22 protein-coding genes and 1 pseudogene are annotated in these 24342 nt (G+C 40.5%); 2 read left to right on the top strand and 21 right to left on the bottom strand.

Translation table 11 applies throughout. From position 1 onward, the window contains the following. Window positions 1-62: 62 nt before the first annotated feature. The 5 genes from ACVRYP_RS06715 to ACVRYP_RS06695 are packed head-to-tail and all read right to left on the bottom strand — an operon-like array spanning window position 63 to window position 5587. Complete coding sequence (locus ACVRYP_RS06715) at window positions 63-902, bottom strand: SDR family oxidoreductase (protein ID WP_447467970.1); 840 nt, start codon at window positions 900-902, stop codon at window positions 63-65. 16 nt (window positions 903-918) lie between these two features. Continuing rightward, window positions 919-2010, bottom strand: coding sequence for a mannonate dehydratase (locus ACVRYP_RS06710; RefSeq protein ID WP_447467969.1), 1092 nt, complete (start codon window positions 2008-2010; stop codon window positions 919-921). Window positions 2011-2044: 34 nt separating this feature from the next. Next, window positions 2045-3445, bottom strand: coding sequence for a glucuronate isomerase (gene uxaC, locus ACVRYP_RS06705; RefSeq protein WP_447467968.1), 1401 nt, complete (start codon window positions 3443-3445; stop codon window positions 2045-2047). A 1-nt stretch (window position 3446) separates the two neighbouring features. Further along, window positions 3447-4067 carry a bifunctional 2-keto-4-hydroxyglutarate aldolase/2-keto-3-deoxy-6-phosphogluconate aldolase gene (locus tag ACVRYP_RS06700; protein ID WP_447467967.1) on the bottom strand — a complete coding sequence of 207 codons (621 nt, stop codon included), beginning with the start codon at window positions 4065-4067 and terminating at the stop codon, window positions 3447-3449. 35 nt (window positions 4068-4102) lie between these two features. Then, on the bottom strand, window positions 4103-5587 hold the full coding sequence (locus tag ACVRYP_RS06695) for an MFS transporter (protein ID WP_447467966.1): 1485 nt from the start codon (window positions 5585-5587) through the stop codon (window positions 4103-4105). Between the two features lie 522 nt (window positions 5588-6109). On the opposite strand from ACVRYP_RS06695, the gene ACVRYP_RS06690 reads away from it, so the two are divergent. Then, window positions 6110-7215 (top strand): IS3 family transposase gene (locus ACVRYP_RS06690; RefSeq protein ID WP_447467965.1). Its coding sequence is split into 2 segments (ribosomal slippage): window positions 6110-6386 and window positions 6386-7215, totalling 1107 coding nucleotides; the frame shifts between segments, so codons are not numbered across the junction. A gap of 77 nt (window positions 7216-7292) precedes the next feature. Here the strand turns inward: ACVRYP_RS06690 and ACVRYP_RS06685 are convergent. The 5 genes and pseudogenes from ACVRYP_RS06685 to ACVRYP_RS06665 all read right to left on the bottom strand — a co-directional run bounded on the left by ACVRYP_RS06685 (window position 7293) and on the right by ACVRYP_RS06665 (window position 11959). Then, complete coding sequence (locus tag ACVRYP_RS06685) at window positions 7293-7511, bottom strand: DUF1648 domain-containing protein (RefSeq protein ID WP_050137118.1); 219 nt, start codon at window positions 7509-7511, stop codon at window positions 7293-7295. Window positions 7512-7530: 19 nt separating this feature from the next. Then, on the bottom strand, window positions 7531-9087 hold the full coding sequence (locus ACVRYP_RS06680) for a permease-like membrane multi-spanning protein (protein WP_447467964.1): 1557 nt from the start codon (window positions 9085-9087) through the stop codon (window positions 7531-7533). Then, on the bottom strand, window positions 9062-9790 hold the full coding sequence (locus tag ACVRYP_RS06675; RefSeq protein ID WP_023056447.1) for an ABC transporter ATP-binding protein: 729 nt from the start codon (window positions 9788-9790) through the stop codon (window positions 9062-9064). Before ACVRYP_RS06675 ends, ACVRYP_RS06680 begins: the two co-directional genes overlap by 26 nt. A gap of 111 nt (window positions 9791-9901) precedes the next feature. Then, window positions 9902-10519 (bottom strand): TetR/AcrR family transcriptional regulator, encoded by a 618-nt coding sequence (locus tag ACVRYP_RS06670; protein ID WP_447467963.1) that lies wholly within the window; start codon window positions 10517-10519, stop codon window positions 9902-9904. A gap of 329 nt (window positions 10520-10848) precedes the next feature. Further along, window positions 10849-11959 (bottom strand): annotated as a pseudogene (locus ACVRYP_RS06665) (IS3 family transposase). Window positions 11960-12010: 51 nt separating this feature from the next. Between ACVRYP_RS06665 and ACVRYP_RS06660 the strand changes: the two are divergent. Beyond that, window positions 12011-13033, top strand: a complete 1023-nt coding sequence (locus tag ACVRYP_RS06660) for an IS30 family transposase (RefSeq protein WP_447467962.1) — start codon at window positions 12011-12013, stop codon at window positions 13031-13033. Window positions 13034-13369: 336 nt separating this feature from the next. Here ACVRYP_RS06660 and ACVRYP_RS06655 read toward each other — a convergent pair whose 3' ends face one another. The 11 genes from ACVRYP_RS06655 to ACVRYP_RS06605 form a co-directional block, all read right to left on the bottom strand. Further along, complete coding sequence (locus ACVRYP_RS06655; protein WP_447467961.1) at window positions 13370-14059, bottom strand: FadR/GntR family transcriptional regulator; 690 nt, start codon at window positions 14057-14059, stop codon at window positions 13370-13372. A 69-nt stretch (window positions 14060-14128) separates the two neighbouring features. After that, window positions 14129-15937, bottom strand: a complete 1809-nt coding sequence (gene uidA, locus ACVRYP_RS06650) for a beta-glucuronidase (RefSeq protein WP_447467960.1) — start codon at window positions 15935-15937, stop codon at window positions 14129-14131. 10 nt (window positions 15938-15947) lie between these two features. Further along, on the bottom strand, window positions 15948-16970 hold the full coding sequence (locus tag ACVRYP_RS06645; RefSeq protein ID WP_447467959.1) for a PfkB family carbohydrate kinase: 1023 nt from the start codon (window positions 16968-16970) through the stop codon (window positions 15948-15950). 106 nt (window positions 16971-17076) lie between these two features. Next, entirely contained in the window at window positions 17077-18630 is a 1554-nt protein-coding gene (locus ACVRYP_RS06640; RefSeq protein ID WP_447467958.1) for an MFS transporter, read from the bottom strand. A 362-nt stretch (window positions 18631-18992) separates the two neighbouring features. Then, the gene (locus ACVRYP_RS06635) at window positions 18993-19952 is read right to left on the bottom strand and encodes a PhoH family protein (RefSeq protein WP_447467957.1); all 960 of its coding nucleotides are present in this window, start codon (window positions 19950-19952) and stop codon (window positions 18993-18995) included. Window positions 19953-20121: 169 nt separating this feature from the next. Then, window positions 20122-20337 carry a YozE family protein gene (locus ACVRYP_RS06630; protein WP_447467956.1) on the bottom strand — a complete coding sequence of 72 codons (216 nt, stop codon included), beginning with the start codon at window positions 20335-20337 and terminating at the stop codon, window positions 20122-20124. After that, window positions 20337-20846: a peptide-methionine (S)-S-oxide reductase MsrA gene (gene msrA / locus ACVRYP_RS06625; protein WP_447467955.1), complete on the bottom strand. Its 510-nt coding sequence runs from the start codon at window positions 20844-20846 to the stop codon at window positions 20337-20339. Before msrA ends, ACVRYP_RS06630 begins: the two co-directional genes overlap by 1 nt. 130 nt (window positions 20847-20976) lie before the next feature. Next, the gene (locus ACVRYP_RS06620; protein ID WP_447467954.1) at window positions 20977-21513 is read right to left on the bottom strand and encodes a PepSY domain-containing protein; all 537 of its coding nucleotides are present in this window, start codon (window positions 21511-21513) and stop codon (window positions 20977-20979) included. Window positions 21514-21857: 344 nt separating this feature from the next. After that, the gene (locus ACVRYP_RS06615; protein ID WP_447467953.1) at window positions 21858-22829 is read right to left on the bottom strand and encodes a DUF6892 domain-containing protein; all 972 of its coding nucleotides are present in this window, start codon (window positions 22827-22829) and stop codon (window positions 21858-21860) included. 72 nt (window positions 22830-22901) lie between these two features. Next, window positions 22902-23471, bottom strand: a complete 570-nt coding sequence (locus tag ACVRYP_RS06610) for a GrpB family protein (RefSeq protein ID WP_447467952.1) — start codon at window positions 23469-23471, stop codon at window positions 22902-22904. Between the two features lie 9 nt (window positions 23472-23480). Then, on the bottom strand, window positions 23481-24335 hold the full coding sequence (locus ACVRYP_RS06605; protein ID WP_447467951.1) for a CvfB family protein: 855 nt from the start codon (window positions 24333-24335) through the stop codon (window positions 23481-23483). Window positions 24336-24342 lie beyond the last annotated feature (7 nt).

Genomic DNA, 24342 nt, shown 5'->3' with positions numbered 1-24342 from the left:
TTTAACGAAAAGCTTAGTGACTTTATGGTTACTAAGCTTTTAATATTAAAGAAATGATGTCTTTACACCCCAGAATAAGCGGAGAAGCCACCGTCAATCGGAAGAACAACACCATTCACAAAGCTAGCTAAGTTCTCATCCGTCAGGAAGAAGATGCCGCCCACCAACTCCTCTGCTTCGCCAAAGCGACTCATCGGTGTATTGGTCAAGATCTTGTTGGCCCGGGCCGTTGGCTCGCCCTTCTCATCAAAGAGTAGCCCTCGGTTCTGATTAGTTACCAAGAACCCTGGCGCAATGGCATTGCAACGAATCCCAACCTTGGAGAAGTGCACGGCCAACCACTGGGTGAAGTTTGAGATGGCAGCCTTAGCCCCAGAGTATGCTGGAATCTTAGTCAGTGGCGTGTAGGCATTCATCGAAGAAATGTTAAGGATATTAGCCCCCTCACGCCCTGCCATATCCTGCGCAAAGACTTGGGTCGGTAATAGGGTTCCTAGGTAGTTGAGGTTAAAGACAAACTCAATCCCTGCCTGGTCTAAGTCAAAGAAAGTCTTGGTTCCTTCTGGTAAGTCCAGCTCATGAAACTCATTGTCTGTCGTTGCCTTAGGGCTATTTCCGCCCGCACCGTTAACCAAGATATCCGCTGGTCCAAAGTCCGCTAAGACAGCCTCACGAACCGCTTCTAGATTTGCCTTGTCAAGCACATTGGCCTTATAAGCCTTAGCCTTTCCACCAGCTGCGACAATCTCATCCGCAAAGACTTGAGCCGCCTCTTGATTGAGGTCAAGCAAGGCTACTTGAGCACCTGCCTTGGCGTATTCCTTAGCTAGGAAACCACAAAGGACTCCCCCAGCACCTGTGACCACAACGGTCTTGCCTGTAAATGAAATGGTTTTTGTCATTCGTCTTCTCCTTCTCTTATGCCTTAACTGTTTTAGCGGTAATCCCAAAGTCAGGGGTCTTTCCTGCTGCGCGCATGTTGGCTTCGTAGAGCCCATTGAAATAGGTCGCTCCTAAAGCACGGTCATAAAGCCCATAGCCCGGTGTCTTGGTCTGGTCACCCCAGATGCGACGGCCATGGTCTGGACGAAGCGCCCCTTGCCAATCGTAATCGACGAGGAGTTTGACCACAGCGTTCATGTCAATATCTCCTGCTTGCGACAAGTGCGCCGTTTCTTGGAAGCCCCAATCCCCAGCGGTCACATTGCGGGTATGCATAAAGTTAATACGGTTGCGTTTCAAGGCGTACTCATGGATGGCCAAGACATCATTGGCCGGGTCTGAGGCGTAAGACCCCACACACATGGTGATGCCATTGTACTCAGAATCATAAAGGTCCAAGAAGCGCTCCACCGCCTTGAGCCCGGTGATGATCCGCGGAAGGCCAAAGATGCCATAAGGCGGGTCATCTGGGTGAATAGCCATCTTCACACCAGCAGCCTCTGCTGTTGGCAGAATGGCCTTAATGAAGTAAGCCAGGTTCTCCCAGAGGTCTTCTTCTGAAATGTTTTCCCGGTAGTTCTCAATGATGGCCTTCATCTCTTCTTTCGAGTAGGACGAATCCCAGCCAGGAAGGTTAAGGTCATCAGCCACTGGGTCTACCCCAGCCAAATCCTCTTTGAGGAAGGCTAGAGAGGTTGTCCCGTCTGGTAGGGGATGGTTGAGGTCTGATCGGGTCCAGTCAAAGACGGGCATAAAGTTATAACAGACCACAGGAATCCCTGCTTTTCCGACGTTCTGAATAGAAGTCTTGTAGTTTTCAATTAACTCATCCCGATTCGGCTTGCCCTGTTTGATGTCCTCATGGACAGGGATCGATTCGATAACCGTGATTTCTAAGCCTGCTGCCTCCACTTCTTCTTTGAGGGCTAAGAGCTTCTCCAGTGGCCAAGCTTGCCCGACTGGCACATCATAAACAGCAGTCACAATCCCCTGCATACCAGGGATGACTTTGATTTCTTCTAAGGTAACGGGGTCATTTTTTCCGTACCAACGAAAAGACATTTTCATAGGTAACTCCTTTTTTAAGTTTCAATAGATAAGATTATGGTTTAAAGAAGGCTTCGGCATTGGCATAGGCAATGCCTTCGACCAGCGGTCTCAAGAGGCTCTCCTCATCGGGCACCTCTTCGTCTGCCACCCATTGGCCGATATGGCTAGCGAGGATGCGACGGAAGTAATCGTGACGCTGGAAGGACATAAAGCTTCTGGAATCGGTCAACATGCCGATAAAGTTAGCCAAGAGCCCTTGGTCGGCATAGTGGTTCATCTGGTCAATCATACCGAGTTTGGTGTCGTTAAACCACCAGCCAGCACCAAACTGCAATTGGCTCTTAATGCCAGCTTGGTTAGCTTGGAAGTTGGCTAGGGTATTAGCCACTACGGCATTATAGACAGGGTTTAGAGGGTACCAGACCATCTTAGGCAATTGGTCGTCCTTAGCGAGGGCATCAAGGAAACGGTTCAGGTGATCAGCTAAAGCCACCTGATCCCCCATGGAATCAAACCCACTATCCGCTCCTAATTGGCTGTAAAGACGACTGTGGCTATTACGAACAGCGCCAAAGTGCACTTGGGTCACGAGGTTGTATTTCTGGTACAGACGGCAGAGGGCTAGGAAGATTCCGGACTGCCAAGCAGACGCCTCGTAGTCAGAGACGCTATCGCCTGCTAAGGCCTTGTCTAGGATTTGGTCCAATTCTGCTTCGGTCACATCCTGGTACTGGACAGCCCCAAAGCTGATATCCGAGGCTTGGCAGCCATGAGCGACAAAGTACTGGATCCGGTCCTCCATGGCAGCCACAAAATCTGAGAAATTTTGAATCGTTTTCCCAGTCACCTCAGACAAGCGCTTGGTAAAGCCGTTAAAGTTAACATGGCTAACAAAGGCTTCATCCGGCCTAAAGGTCGGTGCCACCACCACATCGATGGTGGGATCAGCAGTGATCTTCTCATGCCAGTCTAAGGCGTCTAGTGGATGGTCTGTCGTGCCGACAAAACGGACATCCGACAGCTCCAGGAGGGAACGGGGAGAGATGGTACCAGTCGCTAGGGTAGCATTTAACCGCTCATAGAGGCTTTCCCAATTCTCTGCCTTAATCACCTCATCGATCCCAAAGATAGCTTTGAGTTCCAAGTGGCTCCAATGGTAGAGGGGATTGCCAAAGGCACGGCTCACCGTTTCAATCCAAACTCGGAACTTTTCCTTCTTATCAGCCTCTCCTGTAATCAAGGCTTCTGGCACACCGTTCGCCCGCATCAAGCGCCATTTGTAATGGTCCCCGTCTAACCAGAGGTCCACAATATTGGTATAGGACTTGTCCTCATAGATGGCTTGTGGGTCTAAGTGGCAGTGAAAATCATAGATGGGCAAGTCTTTGACATAGCTATAAAGCACTTTGGCCGCATCGTTTTTAAGCATAAAATTGTCATCATTAAACGTCATCTTATCCCTCCAAGGCTGCCATAAAGGCTTTGGCAAAGCCGGTCACACTGGTATAGCCTTCAGTCGCCACCTTGGCACTAAGGGCTGAACCAACCCCAACCGCACAGGCACCAGCTGCCTTCCAAGTTGCCACATTGTCAATAGAAACACCACCAGATGGCATGAGATCAACATCTGGGATGGGACCGTGGATGTCCTTGATAAAGCTAGGGCCTAAGCTCCCCCCTGGGAAGAGTTTGATAATAGGACAACCAGCTTCCATGGCAGTCACGATCTCAGTGACCGTGGCACAGCCCGGGAAGTAGAGATTGCAGGCTTCTTGAGCTATAGTCTGAATATCGGCTGAGAAATGAGGACTGACCAGAAACTGGGCGCCCGCAGCGATGGCTTCACGCGCCAAGTCCGTCGTCATCACTGTTCCCGCTCCGATCACCACAGAATCATCAGACGAGTATTCATCAACCAGTTGAGCGATCACATCAGCCGCATTGGGTGTGCTGAAGGTCACTTCGATGTTCTTAATCCCGCCCGCGATAGCATGACGTGAGATTTCGAGCGCATCCTCTGCACTCTTCCCACGGATAACGGCAAAAGCGTAATTGTCTTTTAATTGATTTAGCATAGGGTCTCCTTGATATTTATAATGTCTGACTCAGTTTAGATTTCATTTCTTTCCTCTTCTAAACGAGTCACATGTTCTGCTTTAATACGAGCAATTTCACCCTGTATTTCAGCCATTTTTTCTTTGGTAAGTGGGTAAAATTTCATAGCAATTAAATTGCACAAATTTCCGATAATCATTAGTCCAAAAATAAGGAATAGTCCAATAAATTTTAACTCTGGGCTATAAGGTGTATCAACTGTTGGTAACTGTTCTGTAAAACCGATTGATGCACATAGTAGTCCCACAATAGTTGTAGCAAAGGAAGAGATGACTTTATCTACTGATGAGAATAATGTCCCCATAAGACCAGGGACATACCTTCCTGAACGATAAACTTCATAATCCGCACAATCTGCTGTCATTGGTATGACCATCGTACCAGCTAAACTGCGGAAGCCGCTTTCCAAAATCCACAAAACGATAAATGCCAGTGTAAAGAAGGACCATCCATTAAAGGTTTCTAATCCTGGGAAACTCATAGTAGTTGGATCAGCAATATAGAAGAGAGCAAAGAGAGCTGCATTAGTTAAAACTCCTCCCCATGATCCCCATAAGAGGGCTTGCTTTTGACCCATTCTGGTAGCGATAAAACGCACACCCATTACCATAATTAAAATTGTTGGAATAGTTGTATAGCCTGCCACAGCACCCTGAAGTCCATAATTACCTGCGACAATAGCATAGATGATAATTAGCACAGTTGCATTAGATTTCACCATTTGTCCAATCTTATCAGTCGATGCCGCAAAAACCAACATTTGAATCCCACGGTTATTTTTAAGGACTTCCCAATAATCCCTAAAACCTACCTTCACTGTTTGACCAGTACCAAAGTATTCATGTCGATCTTTCCCTGCAACCGCAAAAACAGCTAACCAAGTAAACAGTATTGTAATTGGTGCAATATAATACCATAGCTCATGGAACAAGGCTGCTGTGAAATCGCCGTGCTTTGGAACTAAGAAGTTTGAAATAACAACAGGGAACAATGCAAATAAAATAGCATTATAGATACCATCGTAAATTCCAAATGTAGGCCTCTGTTGAGGATCGTTGGTCAAACAACTCTGTGCTGATTTAGTTACAACAGTTTGAAGTGTGTAGCCTACAATATAGAGCGCATAGATAACAATAAAATACGGAAAACGTACTCCCTCAGGTAAGTGATGCGTTGTAAAAACAAGCAAAAATGTTGTTAAGATTAGTATGCCATTTCCAATGACCATAAATGGTCTATTTTTCCCAAATCTCCCATCCGTCTTATCTACTAAGTAGCCCACGATAGGATCTGTTACCGCATCCCAAATGCGCATTCCCATGATAATACTAGAGGCTAAAACCACTCCGACCCCGACATAACCCGTCATATAATAGGCTATAAAATTCATGAAGAAGAGCCAAATATTTGTTGAGGTATTATTTAGAGCAAAAAGTCCAATCTGCCATGGTTTTGCCCGATGGATACCATTTGTTGTCATAAAAACACTACTCCTTTACCAATGTCAATAAATACCTTAAATATCAAAAGTCATCTGATGAGGATTCTTCCTTAAAAAGATATTTTGTAGATGATTTTTTTGGAAAACGTTTTCTTATGGTTTAATAATATCAAATTCATCAGATAAATTCAAGCATTTAAGTTGATTTTTTTAAAAAAAATTAAAAAAACGCCAAAAATCATCTGATGAGCTTCGGCTGAAATTTAGTTGAAGAGTTTTGCATGACTTTTTCCTTGATCACATCAATATAATATAAGTATAACAACAGAAGAAATCGGACAAGAATGGATAATCCGATCAGATGAGTTCGATTCTCCCTTTTTTCATGTGTTCATTCTACTCTACAGGCCCTATCTCCAAACTTTATCTCTTCATTCGATCACGTTTTAAACACTAGAGAGGAAACTGTAAAGCTTGAAAACAAGGAGATACTATGAATCGGTTACACTAAACTAGACAGTCTTATAAAGTGTTCTACACTAAAGAAAATAGGAGAACTCTATGTCTAGAAAAGTACGCCGTCATTTTACAGATGACCTTAAACAACAAATCGTTGACCTTCATAATGCAGGGATGAAACGAAGTGCGCTGATCAAAGAATATGATTTAACTCCCTCTACCTTTGATAAGTGGGTGAGACAAGCTAAAACAACGGGCTCCTTCAAATCGGTTGATAATCTTACAGATGAACAGCGGGAGCTGATAGCCCTTAGAAAGCGAAATAGAGAACTTGAAATGCAGCTAGACATCCTAAAGCAAGCAGCAGTGATTATGGCACAAAAAGAGAAATAATCACTGCTAACAAGGATAAATACAGCATTTCAGCCATGTGTCGTTGGTTGAATCTCCCGCGCTCTAGCTACTACTATAAAACCTCAGAACCAGTATCTGAAGCTGATCTTGAAGAAAAGGTGAAACAGATTTTTCTTGAAAGCAAATCACGATACGGGGCTCGAAAGATCAAGCAATGTCTGGCTACAGACGGAATTACCCTATCTCGTCGTCGTATTCGTCGCATAATGAAGCTTTTAAATCTCGTATCGGTTTACCAGCAGGCTAGCTTCAAGCTACACTCTAAAGGGAAAAACGAAGCTCCTATTCCAAATCGCTTAGCCAGACAGTTCCACCAAGAAAAACCGCTGGAAGCGATTGTGACAGATTTGACCTATGTCCGTGTTGGTCAGCGTTGGGCTTATGTTTGCTTGATTATTGACCTCTTTAATCGTGAAATTATTGGTTTATCAGTCGGTTGGCAGAAGACTGCAGAACTTGTCAAACAAGCCATTCAGAGTATCCCTTATGCTTTAACCAAGGTCCATCTTTTTCATTCTGACCGTGGTAAGGAGTTTGATAATCAGCTAATTGATGAGGTGTTAGGAACCTTTGGGATCACTCGTTCGTTAAGTCACACAGGCTGTCCTTATGACAATGGGGTAGCTGAGAGTACCTACCGTTCCTTCAAACTGGAGTTTATTCATCAAGAAACCTTTCAGTCACTTAAAGAACTAACCTTTAAAACCAAGGACTATGTCCACTGGTGGAATCATCATCGCATCCACGGTAGTCTCAATTACCAAACACCCATGGCTAAGCGAGTGATCGCTTAACGAAAAAACACTTTATAAAATTTGTACAGAAAAGCGTTGCCTTTTCACTGAAGCAATTTGCAAATATAGATATACATTCATTTATTTTTATTTTTTCTTCCTCGTACGAATTTCCAATATGCAGAATATGGAATAACCGCAGCAAATAGAAGATAATATTTATTAGCAAACATATCGGGGATTCCTTTTGCATTGAAATGAACAGGAATTTTCTCTGGGAGAAATATGCAAACAATAAATATTACAAACATTATCCCTATCAACACCAATACATCTTTTAAAAATCTTTTTTTCATAGAACATCGCCTCCTTAAACTAAAAATTTAATTTACAAGTTTTTATATAAACACCACCTGCAATAATAAGCAAAATAAATGCTACTCCTAACAATGTTAATAATATAGGAAAATGCAAAAACCAATGGAGAAGAATTGGTATAACTAACGCAGCCATTCCAATAATTGCAGACACAATAACAGGCATACTCTGTTTTACTATCATCATCTCACTTTCCCATTCAAAGTTGGGAAATTTTTTATTCAAAGAAATTCCAATCACTGTTATAAAAACGGAATAACAAATAGGAACAATTATTAAGCTGATGGTTTGAATAATGTCCATATCAAGCTTTAGCAAAAATATAAACACAGAAACAATATATCCAATTAAATGAAGCGTAAGATTTACTGCAATCTTAGAATTTAAAATCGTTTTTACCCTAATAGGAGAACTTTGCAAAATCCAAACATTTTTACCTTCTAAAGATATGGAAAATGCTGCCGGACAACTAAGTAAAAACATTGAAGCAATACACATCGGAGCAAAATTTGAAAGATATTCATTAACATTTTCGATTCCCGAATATTCCCCTATTTGTTGTAAAGAATTAAAAAGAAGAAATATGCTGAAAACACATAAAAGTATTACACCAAGACCTGCATTCAATACTGCCATATATGAATTTAGAAATCGTCCCATTTCTTTTTTATATAGGGCAAAAAATACTGATTTTCTATTATTCGAATTTTTGTTGTCAGAATATCTTGTTGTTGTTTTAGCAAGAGTATTAAGCAACCCATACTTCAATGAAACCACTTTGGCAAATATATAAAAAAATACTATTGAAAGAACAATAAATAATCCTACTCCAATGTACATTGGAAAATTATAGTATTCCATAAATAGCTTAGATAACGGGTACAATCCGGTAATTTGCTTAGAAAGCATAATCCCAATACTATTTTCATTACCTGATTTCATAGCTGACACTGCAATATATCCAATTATCCCTATCATTGCAAATGAAAAAATTAAAGCAATAACATTTTTTCTCTTAAAGAAAGATGAAGCAACAACAATAATGATTCCCATACATGCTGCTATACACATAGGTATCAACGGAACAAAAATTATGGAAGTAAAATACAATATAATCTGTAATGCATTTAAACTTCCGTTTAACACCCAAACAATTCCCCCCGGAAGCATAAATATCAATCCTATTAAAAAATTCAATAAATACATAAACATAAACTTGCTGCTTATAATATCCGAACTTTTTACAGGCAATGACAAAAGATTTTCCATATCACGACTGCCAAAAAAAATCCCATTCGAATAAAATATTGTCAAAAATAATATTGCAAAGCTTGATACCGATACCATATATGCCGGTATCAACTCCTGCTGTCCCAGTTGTACCAATGTTTTGGCTGTTATGATATTATAAACAAAGAAAAATATAGCAAGAGTTATTATTCCAAAACTTGCAATAACAATTGAACTTTGTTTTTTATTTCCCGGCTCTTTCATTTCGTTGATCGGAAAGAAATTTATCAATTGTGCTCTAATTAGTATCCAAATTTTGCTCATTATCCTGCACCTCCATGAAAAAAGTTTCCAAAGATTTATTGCCTTTGACTTCTTCTGTATTTCCGCTCGCAATTAACTTTCCATTTTTTATAATTGCAATTTTATTACATAATTTTTCTGCAACATCCAATACATGTGTTGAAAAGAAAATAGCTCCTCCATCTGATACGCATTCGTGCATTATTTTCTTTAGTAGAAAAGTTGCTTTCGGATCAAGTCCAACAAAAGGTTCATCTAAAATTAGTAACTTTGGAGAATGCACCAATGCAGAAATAATCGCCGTTCTTTGCTTCATGCCATGTGAATACGAAGATATCATCCCCGAAAAATGTTTCGTCATTTCAAATAAATCGCCGTATCTCTGAATTCTTTCTCTGCGTATCTCAGTAGAAACTTCAAATAAATCAGCAATAAAATTGATGTACTGAAATCCTGTCAGATGTTCATATAAATCTGGATTATCCGGAATGTATGCCATCATTTTTTTACAAATAACAGGCTCCTCTTTAATGGAATGCCCATCAATAGTTATACTTCCATTCTCAAAATCATGAATCCCAACTACCGCTTTTATCGTTGTAGTTTTTCCGGCTCCATTTGCACCAATGAATCCATAAATATCTCCAGACTGTACTGAAATGGATAAGTTTTCAACAGCCTTTTTGTTTCCATAGAATTTACTAAGATTCTTTATCTCTAACATAATTTCCGCCTCCATTGACATTTTGTCAGTTATTCTTTGAAATAAAACCGATAACTTGTGTATCAGTAGCTATCGGCAAATTATTCTCCTTGCAAACATTCTATTCTTTTTTTAATTACTAAAGAGCTTTTTCGTATTTAAGCTTTGTTCAAGCATTATCTTAAATGCATTTAAGTAGTTATCAACAGGTTCTTCCTTTAAATATCTTATACTTATGTTATTTGAAACAAAAACATAAGCTGTCATAAGCAACTCTGCTGTTTCTAATGGATATTTTACAGAAAAAACTCTTTCCATTATTCCTTGATTTATAATCTTTTCAAAATATATTGTCAGTTTTTCAACAAGCTTATGGGATAACTTATCTATCATATATTGATTTTCTTGAAGGTCAATTGTTTTTTGTAGCACTGTACCCTCTGCTGAAATATTTTTTGAAGATATAATTGTAACATCTATAAATGATCTGATTTTTTCTATGGCAGTTTTATCTTCATCATAAGCAATAATATAAATATCTTTCAGTAGTCTATCTGAATATTGTTCTACAAGACAATATAAGATATCCTCTTTATTCTTAAAGTGATAATATAACAACCCTCTTGATATATTTACTTTATCAACTATATCCTGAGTTGTTGTATTAGTAAATCCTTTCTCCATAAAGAGTATCATTGCAGCATCCATAATCTCTGCACGTCGTATTTCAGGTTCTTTTACATCTCTCATTTTATACCTCCTATTTAAAGGGTATCACGCAACTGACAATTTGTCAATTATTTTTTCTCCTTTCTCTTGAATTTTATGGTATAATATATTTACAATTTTAGAGAAATGCTTAATGCTTGCTTGACTTTTGTAGCAAGCACAGTAAGGGTACGGACACTTACGGAAAAATTGATGAAGCAGCCCTTCGGGATCTGCTTCTTTTTTTATCAATTTTTAGCTTGTTAGGGAGACCCTAAGACCCCGAAAATCATACAAAGGAGGAAATACCTATGGCAAACAGAATGAAAAGGCAACACTTTTCTGTACAATTTATATAAAGTGTTTTTTCGTTAAGCGATTACTCGCTTAGCCATGGGTGTTTGGTAATCGAGAGTACTGTGAATGCGATGATGATTCCACCAGTGGACATAGTTCTTGTTTTAAAGGTTAGTTCTTTAAGTGACTGAAAGGTTTCTTGATGAATAAACTCCAGTTTGAAGGAACGGTAGGTACTCTCAGCTACCCCATTGTCATAAGGACAGCCTGTGTGACTTAACGAACGAGTGATCCCAAAGGTTCCTAACACCTCATCAATCAACTGGTTATCAAACTCCTTACCACGGTCAGAATGAAAAAGATTGATCTTGGTTAAAGCATAAGGGATACTCTGAATAGCTTGTTTGACAAGTTCTGCAGTCTTCTGCCAACCGACTGATAAACCAATAATTTCACGATTAAAGAGGTCAATAATCAAGCAAACATAAGCCCAACGCTGACCAACACGGACATAGGTCAAATCTGTCACAATCACTTCCAGTGGTCTTTCTTGGTGGAACTGTCTGGCTAAGCGATTTGGAATAGGAGCTTCGTTTTTCCCTTTAGAGTGTGGCTTGAAGCTAGCCTGCTGGTAAACCGATACGAGATTTAAACGCTTCATTATGCGACGAATACGACGACGAGATAGGGTAATTCCGTCTGTAGCCAGACATTGCTTGATCTTTCGAGCCCCGTATCGTGATTTGCTTTCAAGAAAAATCTGTTTCACCTTTTCTTCAAGATCAGCTTCAGATACTGGTTCTGAGGTTTTATAGTAGTAGCTAGAGCGCGGGAGATTCAACCAACGACACATGGCTGAAATGCTGTATTTATCCTTGTTAGCAGTGATTATTTCTCTTTTTGTGCCATAATCACTGCTGCTTGCTTTAGGATGTCTAGCTGCATTTCAAGTTCTCTATTTCGCTTTCTAAGGGCAATCAGCTCCCGCTGTTCATCAGTAAGATTATCAACCGATTTGAAGGATCCAGTTGTTTTAGCTTGTCTCACCCACTTATCAAAGGTAGAGGGAGTTAAATCATATTCTTTGATCAGCGCACTTCGTTTCATCCCTGCATTGTGAAGGTCAACGATTTGTTGTTTAAAATCATCCCCGCGTTGTAAAATGAAGTACAACAAAAAAGACATGTTCGTCTGATATACTAGAATTCCCCAACTCAGTATAGAAAGCAGATGAACATGTCCACTAATCATTCTACCAAAAATCCATCTTATTCACACCTCTCAGCCTCTGAACGAGGAGAAATTAGTGCCTATCTCAAGATGGATAAGAAACCTGCTGAGATTGCTCGCCTTCTAGGTCGTCATCGCTCGACTATCAGTCGTGAAATCAAGCGTGGAAGCGTCACTCAGGTTCAAGATAAGAATGGAAAACTCTTATACTCAAGTGTCTACTTTCCAGACAGTGGCCAACGTGTCTATGCGAACAATCGACAAAATAGTACTTATTGCAAACTAGGAGATTGTTCCAAGACCTTCTTTGAGAAGTTGGAAAAGGCTTTGAAATCCCAACCTCGCTGCCACAGTATCGATACTTTTGTCCAAACCTACAAAGCGGAATATCCGTTTGAAGTCATTCCTTCAACCAAAACAGTGTACCGTTACATCAAAGATGGCCTGTTGACGATAAAACCAATTGATTTACCTAAGATGGTGAGCATCCGAAAACGGTCTAACGTCACATCTAAGGTCGCAAAGAAAGTCCTAGGCACTTCCATAGCAGAACGTCCTGAGTCAATTAACGACCGTTCTACGTTTGGCCACTGGGAGATTGACCTTGTACTCGGTAAGAAAACCAAGGGTGAAGCTGTTGTTATGACCTTGGTAGAACGCCAGACTCGGTTTGCCCTGGCTTGTAAATTGCCGAATAAGCAAGCAGAGACGATTAACGCTACAGTTAAGGAACTTCTTTTAGAGTATCCAATTCTTTCTATTACGTCAGACAATGGTTCAGAGTTTAGTCGTTTGTCAGATTTACATGGAGTTGATATATACTTTGCTCATCCTTATTCTTCGTATGAAAGAGGGACTAATGAAAACTTCAACGGTCTTTTGAGAGAGTTTCTCCCAAAAGGTATCTCTCTAAACTCACTAACGACAGAAGAGCTCTGTTGTTATGTCTCTGCTATCAATAATAGACCTAGGCGACTTCACCACTATAAAACCGCAAATTTTCTGTTTGGGCTAGCCCAAACAGCCTAAACAAAGGAATTCTAATTCAGTATCGAACGTGTTGCACTTGACTTGACAATGTGCCGTTTAAAATCATCCGTAAAATGACGGCGTATTTTTCTAGACATAGAGTTCTCCTATTTTCTTTAGTGTAGAACACTTTATAAATTTTGTCTAGTTTAGTGTAACCGATTCAGTTAAAGGTTGGAAATAGAGCAAGCGATAGCTTGAATCAAACGTCCAGAGGGAGACGCTACCGTCTGTTAAAACGAACCAGTGAATCGTTTTAAGTTGGAGCCTGAAAATTAGAACGCGAGAAACCTAAGGAATGTTTCAAAAGAGACGTTGTCTTCAGCTGGAACAATGTTAATGTTCTGATTGATTCTGAAATCCAGAACTTACTGCATAGATATGCTGCGTCATAGCATCAGATGCCTTTACAGCGTCCCTCTCTACAACCGCTTCATAAATCATACGGTGCGTTATACGTGTACTAAGTTGCATCTTGTCATTGCTAAAATTATCATTAATCAATCCAATCGATTGGTGAATTACCGGCAATAGACTGTCCAAAGCAAGATTGCCACTCATCTTCGTCAAAAGGCTATGAAGCTGAATGTCTAATTCGATATGATCCAAGTTACCGGCATCATAAGAATCTTCAATAGCTATGATTAGACGCTCCAGCTCTTCACATTGTTGATCCGTAGCATTTTGAGCAGCCTTTGCAGCAACTCGGGGTTCCAACAATAACCGTATTTCAAACAAATCCTGCGTCAACTTATAGGTATCTTTAATAAAAGAAAACCCTAAAGGATCATCTGCAACTCCCTTTTTACCGCTGACATAGGTTCCTGAACCTTGACGTACTTCAAGAATATTACGGGCTGCAAGACGTCGTACAGCCTCCCGTACAGTACTCCGACCAACTTCTAAGATTGAAGCCAAATCATACTCATTAGGCAAACGTGTGCCTGGTTCAAATTGATTTTCAATAATATAGTCTACTAAACGATCCGCCGCTTGATCAGCAAGTGGTAAATTTGTCTTTTTCATGGTGTCTCCTTTTTGATATTATATCGCATTCGAGACGTTTTTTAAAGTTATACGGAAATACCATATCAATCAAGATTTGTATCCAAAATCAGGAATCGCTGTCCAACGTTCCTTAAAAAGACGAACAACTTGTTTTGGTTCACGTGTCCTAGAAAATAGCCCCTTGTGATTTCCTTTTACTCTAATCAGCATGACATTTGTCTCAAAATCTGCAAAATTCCAAACTTGTTCCCCTACAAAGTAAGGCAATTCATCAAAAACTTCATGATTAGCTTGGTAATAGTCACACTGGTACTCTTCTGTATATGGAATATCCCACATCGAATGGTACCCTGAAATCGTATCAGCTCCATACTCAGTAAACATGATTGGCTTATCTGGGTATAGGCGATGCCATTCTTCTAATTCTGCTCGAAGATCTTTTTTGGCATCGGCCAACTCACCATGATTTTTATACCAACCGTAGTAACGATTTAAACAAATAACATCGATTAAGTCCGTTACTAAATCTTGGTTCGGCCCCGCATTCATAATATTAACAAGAGTTACCGGCCGTTTTTGCTGATCCAAATCTCTGTACAACTGAATCAGTGGTTCAAAATACTCACGCGCTCCTTCTTCATGTGAAGATGGTTCATTTGCTACAACCCACATCACCACACAGGCGTGGTTTTTATCCCGCTCTACTAATTCACGAATAGCTAGCTCATGAGCACCATGGGTCTTCATGACTTTCCAAGTATTTTCTGGCTCTTTTTTATCTCCAAGCATGTCTAGTGCAGCAGAAAAGTTTTGGAATAATCCTACAGCTGGTACTTCATCGATAACGACGATACCTAAACAGTCAGCTAAGCGCATCATTTCTTCAGAATAAGGATAATGTGATGTTCTAAATGAGTTCGCCCCAATCTCTTTCAACAGATTTAAATCCATGAGGTTAGCTGCTTCATTCAAGCCTCGACCATTAATATGAGTATCTTCGTGCTTCCCAAAACCTTTAAAGTAGAATGGTTTATTATTGATTAAGAATTGAGCATCTCTGACTTCAACTTTTCGAACACCAAACACTTCATCGTAACGGTCAACTAATTGGCTATCACTGTAGAGTTCCACACGACAAGTGTATAAGTAAGCATCGAGTGGCTCCCAAAGCCGTACATTGTCTACTACAATATCTCGCTCGCCTTCTCCAATAACCGTTCCACTCTCATCTAATAGTCTAATACGCGTTTCCAATGCATCACCAACAGTATCAACATCTACTGTGATGATTGCTTGAGATAAATCATCAGAAAGTTCATAGTAAATGGTGATATCTTCAATGTGAGCTTTAGGGCGAGTATACAGTTTAACAGGACGGTGAATACCAGCATAATTAAAGAAATCAAAATTTTCTTTAACAATTTTTTGAACACTGCCGTCACTTTTCTTTTTCTCAAAATAATTCCCAACTGGAAGTGTACTGTAATTCAATTCATTATTAGCACACACTGTAACCTTGAGAGTATCTTCTGATAAGAAACGCTCTTCAATGACCACTTCAAATGGTGTAAACCCTCCAACGTGCTCTTTAACGAGTTCACCATTAAGATACACTTTAGCTTGGTGGGTTACGGATCCAAAACGAATAACTGCTTCCTCTTCGTTACCAATAGACGGTAGTTCAATTCTTCGCTCATACCAGTTATCCCCTATGAACAAACGTTTTTCTTTATCAACCAGAACATCATTAAAAGAAGTTGGAACGATCATCCATTCAGCGCCAAGTTCTTTAGAAAGATCAGAAGTTAAACTTGGATTATAAAAGCCCTGTTTAAAATGCCAAGTTCCATTCAAATCCATTAAACAACGTGTTTTTGTAAGTTGTGGGTATAACATAAATTTTCTCCTATCTAGTAATCTCCTGATTTGAGGAATGCAATAATTGTTCTAACTGGGATTTCGTCATCAGATTAATATCCCCTTCAATGGTATGTTTAAACACAAAACTAGTCATAGCTGTCTTTAAAAGGATCTCAGGCTGATAGCCTTCTAAATGGCCAAAAATGATACCTGCTGTAAATGCATCTCCAGTACCTATTCGATCTACGGCTAAACTCTCCTTGATTGGCGTCTCAAACAGTTCACCATCTTTGTATAAGTATCCTTTTAGTTTATAAAGGTTATTATCCAATTCTCGTTGCGTAAAGGCTATACATTTTAAATCATAGGTGTTTGCTAATTCTCTAACCGCTGTTTTAAGTATTTCCTTATTTTGATAGGGTCTACTTAGGCACAATTCATCTTTTAAATCTTGGCCACTATCTGTGGGTAAAGCAACCGGTTCAATACCGATACAAATATCTGCTCGCTCGACAAAAGGGACCATGCCTTGTCTAGCTTCTTCAAAGTCAGTCCACAAGCTTTCCCGATAATTAAGGTCAAAACTAATACCAATACCTCTAGACTTTGCCATATCCATTGCTTTTAAGGTCAGATCATAACATATGGGATTAAGAGCAATTGTAATACCTGAAACATGGAACCAGTCCGCATCTTCAAAAATCTCATCCCAGTTAAAATCACTGAAGCGAATTTCTGAAAATGACGACCGTGAACGATCATAGGTTATTCGACTTTGCCTAACTGAAAAACCACGTTCATAAAAGTACAAACCCAGTCTTTCACCTTTAGTCAAAAGATGACGCATTCCGATATTGTGACTAGCAATAAAATGTTTACAAGCTTGGCCGACAGTATTATCAGGTACAGCAGAAATAATTTCTGTCTCATAACCAAGATAACTAAGCCCTCCTAAAACATTTAATTCTGAGCCACCAAACTGACTCTCTAATTGATTCGTTTGAGAAAATAATAAATGGTTCGGAGACGAGATACGCCACAAAACCTCACCAAGTCCAACAATTTTCATACTTCCTCCTTTTATAAGCAAAAACGGATTCCATTCTATAGAATCCGTTCTAAAGAATCCGTTCTAATTAATGACCCCATCCGAACGGAATGGATAGTTTAAAAATCTACTTTTTAGGCTCCTCGACTGGGTATTTTGTCAAATCGACATATTCCATGTCACTCAACTCAACATTCTTAGCGATATCATGCGCGCGTTCCTTGTCTTTAGCAGCTTTCATTACATGAATCTTCTCTTGAATCTGTTCCATGGTTTCTTGATCAAGCTTGTAAAACTTCATCAATACTAGTGATACTAGTAGTATAGCTACTGGAATAATAGCAAACAGAGCAATTGTAGCTAATTTAAGCTCTGGACTTAAAGGTGTTTCAGCAGTTGGATATTCTTTTGCAAATCCAATTGAAGCCAATACCCAACCAACAACCATTGGTGCAAAGGATGAGGCAACTGAGTCAGTCAATGAAAAGATCGTCCCAATCATACCAGAAACATAGCGCCCAGAAACAGATGTTTCATAGTCAGAAATATCGGCACCCATTGTTAAAACTAGGCTGGAAGGTGCTGACGAAAAATATCTTCCTAAAGCATAAAGAACTACAAATCCAATACTGTAAATGCCCCACGTTTTTAGGTTTAAAGCCCCTGGTTGAGCAGAGTATAATAACACTCCTAATGCTGTTAATGCAGTGATTCCGATCTGCAGCGATAAGATATATGCTCTTCTTAAGCCTTTTTTACGAGCAACACTTGCTGCAAAAGTAGTTACCAAAATATTAGGAATTACCATGAGCGCTGAAATAGCACCAGATAAAGCATAATCCCCAAGTAAGATACCAAATAACATAACTGTTACAACAGAATCCCCAAACAATTGGGCAACAAATTTCACAAAGGCAGCTGAAATAGATAAGACTTGTAAAGGTTTATTTCCTTTAATCACCTTAAGGTAATCTGAGAATGAGGTCTTTTTGGTCTTCTCTTCCCCCAATCCAAAGAAAGCCTTATTATCTTTTTGCCAAATACCAATGATAGCCAAGGTTGCTAAAATTGCTGAAATAACAAGTACACCTGCTACTAATTCTGCAAAGAAGCCAGATGTAAAACCACCATGTTTTGGAACTAAGTAGCTTGAAATAACGATTTGACTACCCGAAAAAAGAATAGCTGACATGATGCCATCAACGATATTAAAAATAGGTCGTTGTTTAGGATCATTTGTCAAAGCTGTCTGTCCTGCTTTAGTGACCGTTTGTTGTAAAGAATACCCAATTTTATGGATAATAAGAGCAATAATAAACAATGGCATCGTCATACCACTACCCATTTTATCAATATTAAACAAGAAAATAAATGATAAAGCGGTAATGATATTACCTAAAACAATGATCGGACGATATTTACCAAACGAAGTATCTGTTTTATCAATCAAAACACCAATAGCCGGATCAATAAACCCATCGAAGATACGAACATATCCCATTAATTGACTTACAAAGATAGCAGCCAATCCTAGAACCCCTGTTGAAAAATAGGTCACAAAACTAAAAGCAACTAGGTAAATATTAGTCGATGTATTATTCATGGCAAATAAAATAATCTGCCAAATTTTTGCACGATTATAGGTAACTGCTTCACGTCTTTCCATTTTTTCTTGACTCATGCGAGCCTCCTCCTTTATAGCTTCCTTTTTTGGAAGCGTTTTATTTATGACTTCATTATAATATTCATCCGATGTATTGTCAACCTTTTTTGATATAAAATCGCTATTTTTTTATTTTTTCTATATTTATAGCTAAATTCATCTGATATTTACCAGAGCAGATCGGAGCATGACTCGGCAGTTAACTCTTCTTTTATTATTAACTATAGGATTTGACTCTGTATGAGTAAGGTTTGAAATTCATTATATACAGCGAAACTTTACAGAAAGAAAAAGCGCCTGAAACAAGATTGTTTCAAACACTTTAACAAACGATAACTATAAGACTTTACAAAGAAGGTCAGTCCAACCCAAAAAAACCTCTATTCATCTCGCTCTACTTCATAAGCCTTGATGATTTCTGCTACAACTGGGTGGCGGACAACATCCTTGGCTGAGAAGTGAACAAAGTCGATTTGCTTGATGTTTTGCAATTTCTGTGTGGCATCGATCAGCCCTGACTTTACCTTGCCTGGCAAGTCAATCTGGCTGATATCCCCATTGACAATCATCTTGGAATTAAACCCAAGACGCGTCAAGAACATCTTCATCTGCATAATGGTCGTGTTTTGGGCTTCATCCAGAATGACAAAGGCATCATCCAAGGTCCGCCCCCGCATATAGGCTAAAGGCGCAATTTCGATAATGTCACGCTCCATGAGACGGGTTGTCTGGTCTTTCCCTAAAATTTGGTAGAGGGCGTCATAAACGGGGCGCAGATAAGGGTCAACCTTTTCCTTGAGATCGCCTGGCAAGAAACCTAGACTTTCACCTGCCTCCACCGCAGGTCGGGTTAGAATAATGCGTTTGACTTGACCTTTTTTAAGAGCCGTCACCGCCAATGTCACCGCCAAGAAGGTCTTCCCCGTTCCTGCTGGACCAATCCCAAAGACAATATCGTGCTGCTTAACGCTATCCACATAAATTTTTTGCCCCAGCGTCTTGACACGAATCGGTTTTCCTGAATTGTCCTTGATAATTTCTTCTTCATAGAGGGCAATGAACTTGTCAATCTCACCATTACGGACCATGGTAATGGCGGTCACGACGTCTGTCGTATTAATAAGCATACCTCGATTAACCAGCACCAAAAGCGCTTGAATGACCAATTTGGCCTGCTCACAATGAGCTTCTTCACCGATGACCTGCACGACTTCTGTTCCCGCGTGAATCACCACCTCCAGCTCTTCTTCCATGAGTCTTAGATGGCGTTCGTTGCTACCAAAAAGGTGCAAGGCATCGTCAGGGTGTTTGAGTTGAATATCGATAGAATACTCTTGCAAATAGAGTCCCCCATTCTTTCATTTGATAGTCTCATTATAGCCTATTTAAAGCAAAAAATCACGACTCAGCGTAATTCTATAAAACGATTGTTAATGCCTCTTTACAGTTTTTGCAGATGAAAAAGGTTTTCTTCATTTTAGTGACAACAAAAAATATTGAGCTTATATTTCAATGAGCCATATACTCTTCCCAAATCTGATCAAATTCACTGAGATTGAAGGAAAAACTGGCTTCGTCTTCTAAGTAGCGACTAATTTCTTCAAAATCATCGCTATGTTTGGGAAAGGTTGTCTCTTCAAAGACCAAGTCTGCCAGAATCGCTACCGGCGCATTAGACTTAGGATTGCGCTGGGTCATCAGCCAGGTGTAAAAAGATTTGCGCACTAGTTCCAATTCCTTTCTAAGAAATCATGACGACGTTGGCTGGAGAGCGCATAGCGCTCCGGACTTTTCTTGTAAAAGGCCTGATGGTAGTCTTCAGCAGGATAAAAGGGTTGCGCTGGCTCAATGGTCGTTACAATTGGTCTTGCAAAGCGCCCTGAGGCTTGTAGAGCGTCCTTAGAAGCTTGTGCCACTTGGCGTTGCTCTTCTGTTTCGTAGAAAATCACAGGGCGGTAGTTGTCCCCTCGGTCTTCAAATTGACCAAAGGCATCGGTCGGATCCGTCTGCGCCCAATACAGCTCAACCAGATCTGCATAGGAAATCTTGGTAGGGTCAAAGATGATTTCCACAGCCTCGGTATGACCCGTCGTTCCTGAACAGACCTGCTCATAAGTGGGATGTTCCACATGACCTGCTGTGTAGCCAGAAAGGACGGAAATTACCCCATCCATTTCTTCAAACGGTTGAACCATACACCAAAAACAGCCGCCTGCAAATATTGCTCTTTCCATAACAAGACCTCCTTACATCTGATTCTTGACGAGTATTTTACACCTGTGATAGCAGTATTATACCAGAAAATGAGCTGAATGAACATAAAAAGCTAGGACTTTTGTCCCAGCCTTCTAGAATGTTAACCGCCTAGTCAATCTCTTTTTCCGTGATTAGACCGCTAACCGCATTAACTGTATAATCATATTCTTTTCCGTTTACTTTGAATTCAATCTCGTAAACAGGAATATCATTGTCCTTGTCACCATGAACCTTTAGCGACCGCACATTAACCTCTGTCACACCTGCATCTTTGAAAACGATAGCTTTGGCTTCTTCAGCTGAAATGGTAGCTTCGGCCTGTTTTTGTTGCTCTTCCTCAGCATCGGAGAGGTCAACTTCTTTTACTGTAATGGTTCCATCAATAGCACTGACAGTATAGTCATACTCTGTTCCCTTCACTTCAAATTCAATGTCGTAAACAGGAACATCATTGTCTGAATCTTCATGGACTTTCAGTTTGCTAACGTCTTGCTCAGAGACTCCGGCGTCCTTAAAGACAATGGCCTTGGCTTGAGCAGCACTTACTGCACGTTGGGCAGCAGATACCCCAGGAGCGTTAAGACCTGTAATGGCAGCACCTGTTGTTAGCGCTAGAATGGCTGGTAGTTTTTTTGTTTTAGTCATGGAATTCATCTCCTTTCCTTATGACTCCTAGACTAGAACAACACTTAGCGTTTTAAAGCTATAGTGTTGAAAGGTCATCGACAACATTTCGTTGTCTTAGGGTCATTCTACAAGGTTTTACTGAGAATGTCAAAGGCCTCAAAAGCCCATTAAATCAAGCTTCCCAGAAAAGATGACAAAGAGATGTCCTCAATAGGACCTATCAGCTAGGATAGTCGCGCTTTTTCCTCTTTAGACCTTACAAGAGTCTTACACTTGGTGACAAAGCCCTTAAGAATGGGTAAAATCCTTGTCATCTTGATACGCCGGACTAAGAAAGATACTATTTGTAACTAAAACTACAGTCACTCAACACTTATCCCAGCCGACTTAAAAACATTGGCTATGTTTTCGTAGTCCTCAGCCATTATCCTTGCTTCTTTGAGGTTGGGAAATTGTTTTAACTCGCTTTCAGTGACTGCGTTTAAACTAAAATAACCGTCCTCCCCATCCCACTGAGGGATAATGTGGCCGTATATGACATTACCGCCATCCATGTCAAGACTGGTCACTTTTTCCGCTAGACTTTGGGGAATGGCCAGTTCAGCAAAGAATCTCAATGCCGCAGGTACTGCCTCTTGACTTTCAAGATCAATGCCAGCATTTGGATATTTTTCAGCATACTCTCGCAAATCAAATTTAGGCAACAAGAGGCATTGGTTATACATCAGTTCTTGAATAACAGCCAACTTAAGATTAAGGCTAGAAAAGAGCAGACTCTCATCTTTAGAAATAGGAGACTGTTGCCTTGGAAGCTCCGGCAAGAAAGCAATAGAGAGCGGGTAAATGAGCTTTTCAACACTACCATTTACCTTGGTATCATAAGGCGCCCAGTAAATCAGCTGAAAATCGCCATGCTGCGCGCGTTGGCTAATAAAACTTAAGGGACGACCATTAATGGTTATGACGGTTTGGCAAGGCTGGGCTGGTAAAACGGTCTCATACACCATTTCTCGAACTTCATCACCAAAGTAGAGGTTAACCAAGGTGATATTGTGGTTTTGATCAATATAAACCTGTCGTCTTTTGTACCAGTCCTCGCCTTTCCTTTGCACAACAAAAACCAAGCCTAACCGGTCATAGACGTAACATAGACGATTCTGACTATCTTTTTCTGTCTTATCAGGAGCTCCTAAACTAGCTTTTAAGTCCTCTAAAGAGAGCGGAAAGGTCAGACATTGCTCATTTAAGAACAGCTTGCCTTCCCTAAAGTCAAGAATGGGATGCTGAACCTCCTCTGGCCTTCTTTTTTTCCTCAGTCGTTTTAACCAAGACATCTTTCCCTCCTAAGATTTATTAGACCTATTATAGCAAAAAATCTCAGAAAACCTGAGATTTCCAATGTTAAGCTAACCGTTTATGTCTGGAATGACTTCTTTTGCAAGATGCGTGTAATTCTGAATAAAGTCACTTTTTGCTTCTGTATACCCATCTCGGTCGTGCTCAAATTTTTTCCACAGGCTTAATTTCAGTTTTTGGTAATCCTGCGCAAGATCTGGGTGCTGGCGCAGATAATCCCTAAAATAAAGCTCATCGCAGTCGCCGCTTAGGCGCAGATGCAAATGAAACACCCTGTCTGCAAAACCATTTTCTGTGTAGCCCTTATTAAACGACATCCGATTGGACGATTCAGACATGAGCCGCCAACCATTGGCGACTAAGATAGCCTGAGCTCGCATCATATCTGTCGGATTTTCCACTTGCAGCAAGATATCGACGATATTCTTTGCCCAAATAGCTGGAATAGCTGTGCTGCCAATGTGCTCAATGCTTTTTATCACGTCAGCGCCTAATAACTTTTCTAGTTCACTCTTCTCGTCTGCATACCAATCCTGCCATTCTGACTTATGCTCAACTAGAAAAATAGGAAAGAGCTGCCAGAGTTCTTCCAAAGTCATCTCTTCAAGTGGTTTTACCATGCCAAACTCTTAAAGCAACTCTGTTCCCAGAGGATCCTGCTTAATTTTCCCAGCCTTCATGAGACCTCCCAAGGCTTTTTTGAACTGGCCTTTGGAAATGCCAAAAACAGCCTTGATGTCCTCTGGGCTCGACTTGTCGTTTAAGGTCATAAAGCCGCCATTGCTCTCTAAGTAGGTCACAATCATCTGGGCATCATTTTCCAGCATCTCAAAGGAACGTGGTTTGAGGGAGAGATTGAGGGTACGGTCAACTGTGCGGTAACCCACCACGCGCGCTTCCAGAACCTGTCCCAAACGAGGCTCGCTAAAACGCTCAGTCGGGTGGATAAAGCCCAGCATATTGTTATCTGGCAGATAGACAAAAGTGCCTGACAGTTTGAGACGGTAGACGATTGCCTTGAGGGTCTGGTTTTGCATGTTATCATAGGCTGGACCAGCCAAAGCTTGGAAGACCTCAGGGGGAGCGGGAATGCCCCAGATACGGTCCTTGCCGTCGACTTCTAACTTGATGTAGAGCTGGTCACTTTGTTTAGGCCAGAGTTCCTTCATCTCGGGTAAAATATCCAGAGAAACGACAATTTCCTTGTCTGGAAGCCCCGTATCCACAAAAACACCGAGGTCCTTACGGACTCCAGTCACCCTTCCCCAGCCATAATGGTCACGGTCAGCGGAGATTTCTTTGGTTGTCAAACGCAGCTTATGCTTGCTATCACTATAGGCAAAACCTGTCACCATGTCACCTATTTGATGAGCTCCCTCAACCTTATCAAGAGCCAGAGTCAGGCCGTCTTTTTGGACAAAATAAAAGTGGTCGTTTTCTGAGGTGATTAGACCCGTTACAAAGTTTGCAAGTAGTTGATTCATCTCTTCC

It is taken from the genome of Streptococcus rifensis, assembly GCF_053203525.1.
This window is presented reverse-complemented; position numbering and strand designations above follow the sequence as displayed.

Coding starts and splice junctions, on each gene's coding strand:
- ACVRYP_RS06645 (WP_447467959.1), bottom strand. CDS start 16,970: ATGAAAATTGTTGGACTTGGTGAGGTTTTGTGGCGTATCTCGTCTCCG.
- ACVRYP_RS06715 (WP_447467970.1), bottom strand. CDS start 902: ATGACAAAAACCATTTCATTTACAGGCAAGACCGTTGTGGTCACAGGT.
- ACVRYP_RS06675 (WP_023056447.1), bottom strand. CDS start 9,790: ATGTTAGAGATAAAGAATCTTAGTAAATTCTATGGAAACAAAAAGGCT.
- ACVRYP_RS06620 (WP_447467954.1), bottom strand. CDS start 21,513: ATGACTAAAACAAAAAAACTACCAGCCATTCTAGCGCTAACAACAGGT.
- ACVRYP_RS06655 (WP_447467961.1), bottom strand. CDS start 14,059: ATGAAAAAGACAAATTTACCACTTGCTGATCAAGCGGCGGATCGTTTA.
- msrA (WP_447467955.1), bottom strand. CDS start 20,846: ATGGAAAGAGCAATATTTGCAGGCGGCTGTTTTTGGTGTATGGTTCAA.
- ACVRYP_RS06615 (WP_447467953.1), bottom strand. CDS start 22,829: ATGTCTTGGTTAAAACGACTGAGGAAAAAAAGAAGGCCAGAGGAGGTT.
- uidA (WP_447467960.1), bottom strand. CDS start 15,937: ATGTTATACCCACAACTTACAAAAACACGTTGTTTAATGGATTTGAAT.
- ACVRYP_RS06710 (WP_447467969.1), bottom strand. CDS start 2,010: ATGAAAATGTCTTTTCGTTGGTACGGAAAAAATGACCCCGTTACCTTA.
- ACVRYP_RS06610 (WP_447467952.1), bottom strand. CDS start 23,471: ATGGTAAAACCACTTGAAGAGATGACTTTGGAAGAACTCTGGCAGCTC.
- uxaC (WP_447467968.1), bottom strand. CDS start 3,445: ATGACGTTTAATGATGACAATTTTATGCTTAAAAACGATGCGGCCAAA.
- ACVRYP_RS06605 (WP_447467951.1), bottom strand. CDS start 24,335: ATGAATCAACTACTTGCAAACTTTGTAACGGGTCTAATCACCTCAGAA.
- ACVRYP_RS06700 (WP_447467967.1), bottom strand. CDS start 4,067: ATGCTAAATCAATTAAAAGACAATTACGCTTTTGCCGTTATCCGTGGG.
- ACVRYP_RS06660 (WP_447467962.1), top strand. CDS start 12,011: ATGTCCACTAATCATTCTACCAAAAATCCATCTTATTCACACCTCTCA.
- ACVRYP_RS06680 (WP_447467964.1), bottom strand. CDS start 9,087: ATGAGCAAAATTTGGATACTAATTAGAGCACAATTGATAAATTTCTTT.
- ACVRYP_RS06640 (WP_447467958.1), bottom strand. CDS start 18,630: ATGAGTCAAGAAAAAATGGAAAGACGTGAAGCAGTTACCTATAATCGT.
- ACVRYP_RS06695 (WP_447467966.1), bottom strand. CDS start 5,587: ATGACAACAAATGGTATCCATCGGGCAAAACCATGGCAGATTGGACTT.
- ACVRYP_RS06670 (WP_447467963.1), bottom strand. CDS start 10,519: ATGAGAGATGTAAAAGAACCTGAAATACGACGTGCAGAGATTATGGAT.
- ACVRYP_RS06685 (WP_050137118.1), bottom strand. CDS start 7,511: ATGAAAAAAAGATTTTTAAAAGATGTATTGGTGTTGATAGGGATAATG.